This window comes from Sporosarcina sp. P7 (assembly GCF_002743425.1).
GTDB lineage: Bacteria > Bacillota > Bacilli > Bacillales_A > Planococcaceae > Sporosarcina.
Window position 1 is genome coordinate 141,536 of sequence record NZ_PDZF01000003.1, and the last position, 12,618, is coordinate 154,153.

Sequence of the window (12,618 nt, forward strand, 5' to 3'; positions counted from 1 at the left end):
ATGTTAGAATGAAATCTAACTTTAGGGGCTCGATATAGACACTACGTAATCAACTTTTCATCATATACAGCTTACTTACGTAATTGAATTTCGATATGAATTTTTACTTCGTCGCTTACGACTACGCCACCAGTTTCAAGTGCCGCATTCCATGTTAGACCGAAGTCTTTACGGTTAATCTTCGTATTACCTGAGAATCCAGCAGCTTCATCTCCGCTCATTGGATCTTTCGCTATGCCTTCAAATGTTACATGGAATGTGACGGGCTTCGTTGTATCTTTAATAGTGAAGTCGCCAGTTATGTCGTACGTATCGTCTGACGTCTTCTCGATAGTTGTCGCCTTAAACGAAAGGTTTGGGTAATTTTCTACATCGAAAAAGTCTGCTGAACGTAAATGATTGTCTCTATCAGACTTGCGCGTATCAATACTGTTTGCATCAATTGTAAAATCGATCGATGCGTCCGTTAAATCTTGGGGATCCGCTTCGATAGTTCCTTGGAATTCGTTGAATGTACCTTTTACGTTTGAAATCATCATATGTCTTACCGAAAACTCTATTGTACTGTGTGCTGTGTCAACATTCCATTTTGCTTTTGTCATATAAATCTCCTCCAATACTGGTTGGTTTTTATGTTGCATTCAGTAACTGACATGCAACCTATTCAAGATGAACAATCCTTGGAATCTGAGAAACGAGCACTGGAGTGATGGCTTCGTATTTATACGTTTTAGAAAAAAACACTACCACCACCACTTAAGAACTATTTACCCTCTTTTGGGAAATATATGCGTATAGTAGGGGATTCGATGGAAGTTGTTTTAGTCGTATCTTTCTACGGATGCTGTTCAAACGTTACGTGGTTGCAAGAAAGTCGTGGTCAGTCCGTTAGTTTGCTTGTAAACCATCTACGTATTATCCTCTTAATTCATCGCTTTTTTTGATCATCACCATGATCACTCTAGTTACGTTTTTTATCGCGTAAGTTGTGTTGAATTCAACCAATTCTTCGCTTGTTGCGCGACTTCCTGTGTCAGGCTATGTCCCTTCACCCAAGCTGTTGTGACCTGTGCGCCTCTTTCTTCAAAGAGACGAATGACTCGTTTGCTTTCAGATTCTGGTACAACCGGGTCGCCTTCGCCTAGTGAAAGGAATACGTCCACGTCGCTGAAATCATGTGTTTTCGCCACATCTGCTGGATACAGTGGTGCGAATAAAGCCGCTTTTTTGAAAGTTCCTGGCTGCATAAGCATCATCTGTATGGCAATGTTCGAACCGTTTGAGAATCCGACAAGAACCGTATCCTCTAGTTTAAAATCGTATTCCTTTGATTTTTCCACGATAAACTCATACAGTTCATTGCCGCGAAACTCCAGGTCTTCCCAGTCGTACTGACCTTCACCATGACGTTTAAAGAATCTATTCATTCCATTTTCCTGCACATTTCCTCTGATGCCTAAAACGTTGTATTCAGGATGTAGAAGTTCGGCTAGGGATACTAAGTCCGTTTCTGTACCACCTGTGCCGTGTAGCAATACAAATACCGGTGCACCTTTTTTCTTTTCATTGTAAATATATTTCACTGCTTTAACGCCTCCAATTAATTAACGGCAAGTCTGCTTACAGTATTTTATTTATATACTATATCTTCAATTTCGGAAGTAGAGTTTCGTATTCCTGCCTTTTATGTTCGTATTGTTCCGGTAATTTCAGCATGGAACCAAGTGATTGTATATCTTCATCTATGTCAAATCCCGGACCGTCTGTTGCGAACTCGAATACGATTTTTCCTTTTTCTTTTGTATAGATCGAGTTGAAGTAATTTCTGTCCTTTACTTCAGTGACCCCGAATTCATTATCTTGTAAGGTGGACTGCCATTCTTTTAATGCGTCAATAGTAGGGACAGACCAAGCGATATGGTGGACCGTTCCAATACCGAATCTACCAGCAGGTTGCGGTGGGATGGATGTTAGGATGTGATGCTTTTCCTGACCTACTGTTTCAAAATGGTGGTTCTGATCCTCGACATCTAGTTCATTTAATCCCATAATGCCTGTAAGCAAATCTTTTGTGGCTTGTGGATTTGCGGATAATAACACAGCTCCGTGGAAATCCACTATGTCGGAATGATTTGCGGATATTTCGCCTTCGACAATAGCGAGCTCCAATCCATGCACATCATTGAACTCGAGTGTTTCTTTACCGAAAAGCTGAGTCATTTCTATGTGGATGTTTTGGGCTGTTAAATGCTCTTTCCAATAGTCCATACTTCCTTTAGGTACTCTAAAAGCAATTCGTCCGACTTGACCGCTGCCTTTTCGTCCACGATTGTCGTTTGTCCAAGGAAAGAATGTAATGACCGTACCAGGAGTCGTACGATGATCTCCGAAGTACAAGTGATAGACAGCTGGATCATCAAAGTTTACCGTTTGCTTAATCAAACGGAGCCCTAAAACATCTCTGTAAAATTTCAAGTTTTCATTGGGGTCTCCTACAATGGCTGAAATATGATGGATTCTTTTAATGGCTTCCATTTACAAAACTCCTTTTAAAACGATTATGAACGTGTTGTATCGAATGGGCGAATCTGAGATTCAATATATTCACGTTTTGGTTCAAGGAATGGTGGGAGTGCTAGGTTTTCACCCAATGTTTCGTAAGGTTCATCTGTCATGAAACCTGGTCCGTCTGTTGATAGCTCGATGAGAATATGACCGACGCGTGTATAAAGTGCTTCAAAGTAGAAACGGTCTACATGACCGGAATGCTGCATACCCATTTCATCGTATGTTGCTTCCCAATTTTTGATTGCTTCATGGTCTTTCACTCTGAACGATACATGGTGAACCTGTCCATACCCTTGACGTCCTGGCGTAGTATCATCATATCGTAAAATGACCTGTCCACCGTTGCCTCCTTCACCTACGTCCAACAGTGTTACGTTGTCTTCTTCAAGAATCGGTTTCATACCATACACATCTGTAAGCATTTTTTTAAAGTCTTCAAAATAACTAACTGTGATTTCAATCGGTCCTAAGCCGTAAATTGCGTGTTCTTCAGGTACGGGTCCGTTTTTCCAAGGTGTGCCGGGTGCTACGCCTGTATTATTCTCATCGGAGAACAGTTGATATTTCTGCCCATCTGTTTCTTGGAAAGGTAGCACCTTTTTCCCGAAGAGCTCTTGAATGCCCTCGTTTTCTACGCCGAACTCTTTGAAACGCTCTACGTAATATTCAAGGGCTGCGTCGCTAGACACTCGTAGTCCTGTTCTGGAAATCGAGTTTGTCCCGGGTGTCCCTTTCGGATTGTTCGGGAAGTCAAAGAACGTCATGTCTGTCCCTGGTGAACCGATATCATCTGCGAAAAATGTGTGATACGTTTGGATGTCATCTTGGTTTACTGTTTTCTTGACTAATCTCATTCCCAGTACGTTTGTGAAGAACTCATAGTTTCTCATTGCGTTGTCTGTCATAGCGGTAACGTGGTGAATGCCTAGTAATTCGTTTGTCATGTATTAAAACTCCTTTATAATTGTAATTAATTAATATGTTACTAATTCGAGATATTAGGTTAAAAAAACTAGATTTACTATTACATATTTTGTGCATGTAAACCTAATTTTTTTAACTGTGTAATGAGTTGTTCTTTTTCTGATATATTTAGCCCACTAAAAATTTCTTTTATCGCTTTCTTGTGTGGGGGGAAGATCTCATTCATCAGTTCCGTGCCTTCAGTTGTTATAGACGCATATGTGACACGTCGATCTTTTGGACACGGTTTTCTTTTTAGTAAGTTTTTCTTTTCTAATTTATCTACAACGTACGTGATGCTACTACTAGCAATTAATACTTGCTCACCAATTTTCTGTATCGGTTGATCACCTTTACTATAAATTAACTCTAGAACAGCAAATTCTGTTGGATTTAAACCTGAGCTTTTTATATCTTCTTCCACGCGTACTTTAATGGATTGCAATGCTCGAGTTAAAACTATAAATGCCTTTAGAGACAAATCTTCTTCATAACGATCTACATTTTGATTGTCCATGACGTTCTCCTTTTATCTCGAATTCAAGGTAATCATATAATAGGGACGTTACGATGTCAATCGATACGTTTGAAAAGAAATCTACACTACTTGGATGGTTTGTGTCAGGGGCGTTATGGTGTATACGGCATTCGTACCATGCACTTTTCAAAAGTTCATTTGAATACGAGGTGGATGTTTGGAGAATAGGTTGACCATGTCGTGTGGAGAGCAAGAATTTTTTTAAGTCTTTTGTAAATGCTATACTCAGTACTAGTACAACGGATAAAGGAGTAATGTATTTTATGAAAAAATTTATCAATGCGAATATATATGGTGACCCACATTCCCATGAATTTGTAGTGGAAAATGGGCAGTTTAAAACAATAGGGAATGATGTAGGTAACGCAGATGAAGTGATTGATTTAAAAGGGCGTTTAGTGTTGCCGCCTTATGTGGATCCTCATTTACACTTGGATTATATCTTTTCAGGGTTAGGCGAGGGAAATGCGAATGTATCCGGGACATTATTTGAAGGTATTCAGCGTTGGAGTGATAATAAGAAATCATTGACTGAAGAAATGGTGCGTGAACGGGCGATTAAAGGAATTCAAAAAGAATTAAGCAAAGGGGTTCAATTCATTCGTACGCATGTAGACATTACGGATCCGAATTTAACGGGGATGAAAGCGTTAATTGCATTACGCGAAGAATTGAAAGATCTCGTTACATTACAACTTGTCGCCTTTCCTCAAGAAGGATTCTTTAGATATGAAGGCGCAGAGCGTTTAATGGAAGAAGCGCTTGAAATGGGTGCGGATGTAGTAGGGGGAATTCCTCACTTTGAAATTTCCTATGAGCATGGCGTGGAATCCTTGCGACGTATTGTAGACATGGCGATAAAGCACAATGTGATGATTGATATTCATTGTGATGAAAATGATGATCCAAATAGTAGGTTCTTAGAAGTGTTAAACGCACTCGTTATGGAAAAAGACTATGGTAAGTATACAACGGCCAGTCATACATGTAGCTTCGGTTCAGTAGACAACAGCTATGCCAATAAAATGTTAGGGTTATTTAAAGAATCACAAATCAACTTTATTTCTTGTCCGACTGAAAATGCCCATCTACAAGGACGTGGCGACAGTTACCCTAAACGTCGTGGCCTAACACGGGTAAAAGAATTATTAAATAACGGAAACAATGTGGCATTTGCTCAAGACTCCATAGCGGATTACTGGTATCCACTGGGCAATGGAAATATGATGAATATTTTAGACAATGGGATTCACTTAGCGCATTACACACATATTGACGAGATCAATAAAGCACTCGACTTGATCACATACCACGGGGCCAATCTTATGAGAGTGAACGATGAGTATGGTATTGAAGTAGGAAAACCAGCGAACTTCATCGTGTTGGATGCACAAGATCCGTATGAAGCCATTCGTGAGCGTGCAGAAGTGCTGATGTCGGTTAGGAACGGTGAATATCTCTTTAAGCGTGAACCGCGAAAAAATGAAGTGGAAGTGGATTTCTTAAAGCTATCGTAAGGTTTCTTGACCATTCTAAAAAATCCTTCTCAACATGTGTTGGGGAGGATTTGTAAAAGTCCCTGCAAGTTATTTGAAATGCTGATACGGAGGATGTATGTGTAAACTGAATCAACGGATGACGGGGAAGTGGTTGGAACCCGTTAATCTGCGCTGCAGCCAGACGCGTGTCCTATGGGCGTGCGGTGAACCACGCCGCTCGGCTTTGCTTCGCTAGGGTTTCATCTGTCAATGCAAAGATGTGCTCCTTCCCGCTACGCTTGACTCGCAAAAGCCGTTCTCCGTTACGGCTCTTGCTGATCCTCCCGTCGCCGGCTGTAGCGAAGATCAACTAAGCGAGTGCGAATAAACTAAGTTACACAATCGCACCCGAATATTGAATTACTTTTGAAAGTCATTGTTCATTTGAAACGATTAACTGGACCATACATCCTTTAATTAGGAATACCTTTGGGAGTTAAATACTGAACAGATTTCGCCGCGTATGCACCATAACTACCTTGGTATTCATCATCATTTACAAATGCTTCAGCAACACTTTGATAGTCTTCGTAACTTACTTCAGTTGCAAAAACATCTTGCTCCTTAGCTTTATCGAAACTTTCTTGTGTTAATTTTGCTCGTGTTAATAAATAAGCTTCATAAGTTGCACCTTCGAATAAATCTACTACTTCAGCATTATTTTCTTTTGCCGTTTCTTTATTGGCTTCTTCAATTGCATCGTTAAATTCACTTTGGCTTAGATCGGCTTTCGCTGCTTCTACATTTTCATTTTCGCTATCCGACAATTTGATATTTACAAGACTATCTTTATTTTCAGAAGTGCACGCTGCTAGAATCAATATTACTCCCATTAAAAACATCAAGCTTATTTTTTTCATTTTAAATATCCTCTCTATAAGTGTAATGATTTTTGAATCTATTAAAGTCAACATCTATACGGGACCAGTACTTGATAATTACTAACAATCATATAGTTATTTAAGGAAATCGAGATAGAATCATTGCCTAATAATTGCCCCCGAATGTTTAACATGCAGCTTACATTTTACCCTGAACTATCCATTGCCATATTCGAAGAGTTCCTCCAAACGACACCACAAATAGTCCGCTTAATAGTAAACTCCTAATATGAAATACGGGCACTAATCTGTGTAAAAGATCAGTACCCGTTATATTATTCAACGTATTGAATCGTTTCCAAGAATACTTCTCTTAGTGGCTTTAAATCAGTGACAGACTTAATCATGGCATGCAGATACTTTTCACTCTCCAGCGTTTCATACGACCACTCAATTCCTCTACTCATTGCGTAAGCATGTAGAAAAATCCGGATAGTTCTACCATTCCCTTCTCGAAAAGGATGCAACATATTTAATTCTGCTTTGAAGTAAGCTAAACGATCTGCAGCTTCATTTAATGAATTCCAAAGAGGCTCCTCATTTAACTCCATAAATAAGTTACTTGCATAGCTATCCAAGAATTGAACTTGACAGAAACGAGTAGCACCTTTCATGAGTTGAACATTCCTAAAGTTTCCTGCAAAGGGGTAGATATCTTGAAATAGATAATGATGCAGCTCTTGGAACTTTTTCAAGGTAAATGATTCGAATATGAAATCGTTTTGTTCTAGTGCCATTGCACGAAGAGAAAACGCCAATGCTTCTGCTCTTTCGAGTTCTTTATAAGAATTAATCTCCAATAAATTGTGTTTTATTAGGTACTCATCATTTTCTTTATCATTATACTTTCCCATGCCGCAATATATCCTTAATCAAAGTAGGGGTAATTGAAGTCTTTGTATTTATGAGTTCTAAGACTTTTTCCTGCATATCAGAAGAAATTTTTAAATTTTCGAGATGTAGGTTATGCATCACTCGTCTAAATTCTTTTGAGTCAAGATCCAATGGCTTCATAATAAACCACCCCTTTATCATTATAATCTTACTTTATATTATACAGTTCTAATGGGTTAATTACTAATTAGACGTATGACCAAATCCTTCTTGGGGAATCGCAACCGTTTGCTTTAGCTTCCTATTAGTATTTCACAATTAAGCAGCAACGGGTCGCCAAAAGCATCTTACATGTTGATCCGCTTTAAATGACTGCCGCATTCGATCAGATAGGTTTTTCAGTTCATCCGTTGTGATATCCTCCATGGCTACATCGCCGACAAATCGTTTCAACATGACACATTGTATGCACACGCCAATATTGCTAATCTATTGTTGGCCAGTAGGTCCGCTTGAAAGAAATTGATTCATTGCGAGAGAGAGCGTGTGGATTTCTACATAGTGCGCTTACCTGATCTTACATACTCTTGATCCACGAGTGGTTTTCCTTCCGCATCGACGAGGACTGTCATGCCTAGGCCGTAAACTTGTGCTCGTGACATATAAAGTACACCGGTTTCATTGTCGCGGATCACTTGAAATTGCTGCAGTTTGCCTTGTTTTTCGATGATTTCAAAACGTTTCTTATCCATTCTAGACCCTCCTTTGTATTAGTATTACTATACAACGAGTTATTTGATTATTCAAAAATCCATTGATTTCTATTAAGTAGTGCATTAATCTAAAGGGAAATTAATTAAAAAAACTTTGAAACTATTTCTGTAATTCTACGTCTGTACGGCATACTACTATATTATGGAGAGGATGAAGTCGAATGAAGAATAAAATGATAGCGGTACTCGGTGCGATTTTGCTAGCATGTAGTGTACCTGTATCAAGCTCAGCTGCAGGCAATTCGGGTTTTCCGGATGTTCCAGATTCGAAGCATTTCGCGGAAGCGGTGAATGAGTTGGCGTCACGTAATATAATTGGAGGCTATCCAGACGGTACATTCCGTCCGAACGACTCTATCACGAGAGGACAGGCGGCTGCCATTATCGTGAAGATGACGAAACTTCCTACTACGAATATAAAAGATCCAAAATTCAAAGATGTATCGACTGCAAATGGCTACTATAAAGCGATTGCGGTACTAGCGGAAAAAGGAGTCATCAACGGCTATGGAGACGGGCGATTCGGGCCAAACGATTCGATTACGCGCGCGCAAATGGCTTCGATCATCATCAAAGCGTTTGAATTACCGCTATATCGTGATCCCGATTATGGATTTAAAGACGTTGTGCATAAAAATGGCCACAGAGATGGAATTTATAGTTTGTATCAACTCGGGCTGACAACTGGTACGTCTCCTACGACATTTAGTCCAAACGCCACTATCACAAGAGGTCAAGCAGCGAAATTACTCAAAGCGGCGGAAGATGTGAAGCCTGGAATTCTAACGATGCATGCGAAAGATTTTAAATGGAAGAGATTCAATAATGTCAGCAAAACGAACTCGAATGTATTCGACGTCGTGGCAGACAGTGAAATCCCAAGTCAAGTCAATTTGCAAACGAAGATTCATATTGTTCCAAAGAAAGAAGGAACGGCTACACTGACTTTTTCAGGGGTAGCTTCATCCGAGACATCCGATAAAAGTTATAGAAAATACTATGTACATGTTAAAAAAGTGAATGGTGCATGGGATATTTCATTGGAAGAGACGGAAGACATTTATTCCACACCTGTAGAGCTATGGAAGCATTATGAAAGAAGAGATAATAACGAACCGTTCATAGATGCTACGTCGATTACTCTTTCTACAGCTGAAGGAGAACTGGTGAATGATCGCGTAGGTTTTAAGCGATGCGAAAATCAATCATTGCAATATTGTCATGTCATCCAACTGGATCAGCCGGGCGAATTTATTGCGACGGTTACGTATGCGGATGGCAAGATCGTACGTTATTATGTCTCATCAACTGAAATTAAAGAACAATTTTATTATTACATCCATGTCACGCCGATCAAATCGGAAGAGGTGCTGAGCATTTGGGAAGGCGCTAAATTGGGCAAGCACGTGCTGCCTAAAGGAAGTGAACAGATTGCGACAGTGACAAGAGATCCGGGGACGAATGTGTTCCGTATCACACCGAAGAAACCAGGAGAATTCTTTGTCGACTTCCCAGAAGCTAAGGGCGTGTCGCAGGGAAATCACAGGGTTTACTACGGCATCACGGTGAAAGTCCGTCAACTGGGCGCTTATCTGCATGTAGACGCAACGGTCAGTGAAGAAGACGATATGATTTTTAATTAATTAAATAGGATTGAGCAAAGCAGACATGCATCACGTGTCTGCTTTTTTGAATTTTGCAAAAAAATATCTCGGGCAGTATTGTCCTATGCTACACTGAAATTATTAACAAACTCTGGCACAAACTAAAGGAGAGCATGTAGATGAATGTGATTGAGATGAACCAAGTGACGAAAGTTTTCGGCAAGCATCTGGCGTTGGATAGACTGGATTTAGCAGTGAAGAGCGGTGAAGTGTTCGGTTTCATCGGTCCAAATGGAGCAGGAAAGTCGACAGCCATTCGGGTTCTGCTTGGCATGCTTCGTACTTCGAGCGGAACCGCGACGATTTTCGGCAAAGACGTGTGGCGAGATGCAGTGGACATTCATCGACGTGTAGCGTATGTGCCAGGGGACGTACATTTGTGGCCGCAGTTGACGGGCGGAGAAGTCATTGATTTATTCGCAAGTCTGCAAGGGAAGATTAATGAACAAAAACGTGAGCAATTACTTAGGCGTTTTCAGCTAGATCCGACGAAGAAGTGCCGAACGTATTCGAAGGGGAATCGACAGAAAGTTGCTTTGGTGGCGGCATTTGCCTCCGATGCAGAATTATTTTTGCTAGATGAACCGACTTCGGGACTCGATCCGTTAATGGAAAAAGTGTTTCAGCAATGTGTAGAGGAAGTGAAGGCTGAAGGGAAGACGGTGTTACTGTCGAGCCATATTTTGTCGGAAGTTGAGAAGCTATGCGATCGCGTTGGCATCATTCGACAAGGGCGTCTGATCGAGTGCGGTACGTTGAATGAGTTGCGGCATTTGACGCGAATGCAGCTGACGGTTGTGACGCGAACTCCGATTGAGTCGCTTGTTTCGTGGCAAGGTGTCCATGATGCAGCGCAGACAGAAACCGGCTGGACATTTCATGCAGATGCAGATGAGATGGAAGCGATTATGCAAAAACTAAGCGCGCACGGCATACGGAAAATCGAAAGTGCGCCGCCTACGCTTGAAGACTTATTCATGCGACATTATGAAGAATCCACGGAAAGTAGGGAAGTGTGATGAAGAGGGCTCCCTTTGCAGGTGTTCTCCGTCTATCCCGATTCATTATCAGGCAAGATCGCATGCGTTATATGTGGTGGCTCGTTGGCATCACCGCCATGACGCTTGTCGTACCACCTGCTTTTAATGAATTATATCCAACTGAGCAAGATCGCAACATCATGGCGGAAACGATGAAAAATCCCGCGATGGAGGCAATGGTAGGTCCTGGAGATTTGGCGAATTACACGCTTGGCGCCATGGTCTCGCATCAGATGCTATTGATGACCGCCATTGCAGTTGCTATCATGAATATTTTATTGATGGTGCGCCATACGCGGGCAGAGGAAGAAGAGGGGCAAGCAGAATTACTACGTTCGTTGCCGATTGCGCGGCATTCGCAACTGACGGCTTCCATACTTACGCTGTTCGGCGTCAATTTACTACTTGCATCGCTAATCGGTGTGGGCTTGTATAGTCTTTCATTTGATAGTATGGGGCTGTCTGGATCACTTATTTACGGTGCGTCGCTTGGTGCGGTCGGCTTGTTTTTTGCAGGTATTACAGCGGTTTGCGTGCAACTCTCGGAAAGTTCGCGGGGGGCAGTAGGGCTTTCGTTTACGGTGATGATCAGCTGTTATGTATTGCGATCGGTTACGGAGTGGGTTCCACCGTTTGGCTGGCTTACGCAAGTTCAGCCGTACAGCGATAATAACTGGGTGCCTGTAGTGGGATTGATAGGCACAAGTATTTTATGGTTCGTGCTGGCAGTCGTTCTTCAAGGCAAACGCGATATCGGCTCAGGCTTTCTTCCCTCGAGAAGCGGCCGTGCGCATGCTTCGATTTTGTTGCGTCATCCGATGGGACTCGCTTGGCGACTGCAAAGAACCGCATTCATTTCCTGGTCAATTGGCATGCTGGTGCTCGGGCTATCTTACGGTTCCGTTCTCGGGGATTTAGATTCGTTTTTTCAAGACAATGACATGCTCGCTTCGATGATTGTAGAGGATGAAAACAGTTCATTGACTACGCAATTCTTGCCGATGCTGATGGCGGTACTTGCATTTATTAGCACAATTCCGGCATTGCTTTCTATTCATAAAATAGTGGGTGAGGAGCGGAAGTCACGCGTAGAACATTTGCTAGGGCGCGCCGTTTCAAGGAACAAGTTACTAGGTTCCTATTTGGTGTTGGCGTTGTTCACTGGATTTGTGATGCTGAGCTTCTCGGCACTCGGTTTATGGTTAGCAGGCACTACATCGATGGAAGAGCCATTCACGTTCTTAACCGTATGGCAAGCTAGCATCGTTCATTTTCCCGCGGTGGTCGTAATGATTGCGATCAGCACATGTTTGATTGGTATCGCAGAAAAAGCGACAGGCTTCGTGTGGCTCTATTTATTTTACGGATTCCTTACGCTATATTTAGGCGGCTTATTCCAGTTTCCTAATTGGATGGAAAAACTTTCACCGTTTGGCTTCGTTTCCAAGTTGCCGATAGAGGACATGAACTGGCTATCTACTGGTGGGTTACTAGCGGTGGCGGTTGTTTTGTTTATTTTCGGTATCAATCGATATATTAATCGAGACATAGAAGGGTAGTGATTTGTCTACAAATATCAAAATCCCCTTCCAATTTCGACCGATTCGGCACAAATCGATAATAGAACTAGTTTTATTGAAAGAAACATCGGTCAAGGACTTCCTGGGGTTACAATTAATGCTATTGTGATTGAAGTTTGGTTGGACTTTCAGGAGGTTGTCATAAGTATGAATCAAAATTAAGAAACAAAAATAGTGAATGCAGATCCTTCTGCAATAGGACTGTTCGGTCTGGCGATGGTAACACATAAGGTCTTATT

At 41.4% G+C, this 12,618-nt stretch carries 13 protein-coding genes; 4 read left to right on the forward strand and 9 right to left on the reverse strand.

Annotated features, from left to right (window positions below; translation table 11 throughout):
- Window positions 1-71 precede the first annotated feature (71 nt).
- The 5 genes from CSV60_RS04945 to CSV60_RS04965 all read right to left on the reverse strand — a co-directional run bounded on the left by CSV60_RS04945 (window position 72) and on the right by CSV60_RS04965 (window position 4,048).
- Window positions 72-602, reverse strand: coding sequence for a YceI family protein (locus CSV60_RS04945; protein ID WP_099636158.1), 531 nt, complete (start codon window positions 600-602; stop codon window positions 72-74).
- 372 nt (window positions 603-974) lie between these two features.
- Complete coding sequence (locus CSV60_RS04950) at window positions 975-1,583, reverse strand: alpha/beta hydrolase (RefSeq protein WP_099636159.1); 609 nt, start codon at window positions 1,581-1,583, stop codon at window positions 975-977.
- Window positions 1,584-1,641: 58 nt separating this feature from the next.
- A complete protein-coding gene (locus CSV60_RS04955; RefSeq protein WP_099636160.1) occupies window positions 1,642-2,535 on the reverse strand; it encodes a VOC family protein in 894 nt (297 codons plus the stop codon).
- Window positions 2,536-2,558: 23 nt separating this feature from the next.
- Complete coding sequence (mhqE, locus tag CSV60_RS04960; protein WP_099636161.1) at window positions 2,559-3,512, reverse strand: ring-cleaving dioxygenase MhqE; 954 nt, start codon at window positions 3,510-3,512, stop codon at window positions 2,559-2,561.
- 80 nt (window positions 3,513-3,592) lie between these two features.
- The gene (locus CSV60_RS04965) at window positions 3,593-4,048 is read right to left on the reverse strand and encodes a MarR family winged helix-turn-helix transcriptional regulator (protein WP_099636162.1); all 456 of its coding nucleotides are present in this window, start codon (window positions 4,046-4,048) and stop codon (window positions 3,593-3,595) included.
- Between the two features lie 284 nt (window positions 4,049-4,332).
- On the opposite strand from CSV60_RS04965, the gene CSV60_RS04970 reads away from it, so the two are divergent.
- Complete coding sequence (locus CSV60_RS04970) at window positions 4,333-5,586, forward strand: amidohydrolase family protein (RefSeq protein ID WP_099636163.1); 1,254 nt, start codon at window positions 4,333-4,335, stop codon at window positions 5,584-5,586.
- A 434-nt stretch (window positions 5,587-6,020) separates the two neighbouring features.
- Here the strand turns inward: CSV60_RS04970 and CSV60_RS04975 are convergent, their stop codons facing one another.
- The 4 genes from CSV60_RS04975 to CSV60_RS04990 all read right to left on the reverse strand — a co-directional run bounded on the left by CSV60_RS04975 (window position 6,021) and on the right by CSV60_RS04990 (window position 8,074).
- On the reverse strand, window positions 6,021-6,467 hold the full coding sequence (locus CSV60_RS04975; RefSeq protein WP_099636164.1) for a hypothetical protein: 447 nt from the start codon (window positions 6,465-6,467) through the stop codon (window positions 6,021-6,023).
- Window positions 6,468-6,763: 296 nt separating this feature from the next.
- Window positions 6,764-7,342 carry a Fic/DOC family protein gene (locus CSV60_RS04980; protein WP_099636165.1) on the reverse strand — a complete coding sequence of 193 codons (579 nt, stop codon included), beginning with the start codon at window positions 7,340-7,342 and terminating at the stop codon, window positions 6,764-6,766.
- Window positions 7,329-7,502 carry a Zn-dependent hydrolase gene (locus tag CSV60_RS04985; RefSeq protein WP_233189534.1) on the reverse strand — a complete coding sequence of 58 codons (174 nt, stop codon included), beginning with the start codon at window positions 7,500-7,502 and terminating at the stop codon, window positions 7,329-7,331. The genes CSV60_RS04980 and CSV60_RS04985 overlap by 14 nt, the downstream gene beginning before the upstream one ends.
- A gap of 374 nt (window positions 7,503-7,876) precedes the next feature.
- Window positions 7,877-8,074, reverse strand: coding sequence for a DUF6440 family protein (locus CSV60_RS04990; protein WP_099636166.1), 198 nt, complete (start codon window positions 8,072-8,074; stop codon window positions 7,877-7,879).
- A gap of 182 nt (window positions 8,075-8,256) precedes the next feature.
- Between CSV60_RS04990 and CSV60_RS04995 the strand changes: the two genes are divergently transcribed.
- From CSV60_RS04995 to CSV60_RS05005, 3 genes are all read left to right on the forward strand, one after another.
- Window positions 8,257-9,738, forward strand: a complete 1,482-nt coding sequence (locus CSV60_RS04995; RefSeq protein ID WP_099636167.1) for an S-layer homology domain-containing protein — start codon at window positions 8,257-8,259, stop codon at window positions 9,736-9,738.
- Window positions 9,739-9,878: 140 nt separating this feature from the next.
- A complete protein-coding gene (locus tag CSV60_RS05000; RefSeq protein WP_099636168.1) occupies window positions 9,879-10,778 on the forward strand; it encodes an ABC transporter ATP-binding protein in 900 nt (299 codons plus the stop codon).
- A complete protein-coding gene (locus tag CSV60_RS05005) occupies window positions 10,778-12,358 on the forward strand; it encodes an ABC transporter permease (RefSeq protein ID WP_099636169.1) in 1,581 nt (526 codons plus the stop codon). Before CSV60_RS05000 ends, CSV60_RS05005 begins: the two co-directional genes overlap by 1 nt.
- Window positions 12,359-12,618 lie beyond the last annotated feature (260 nt).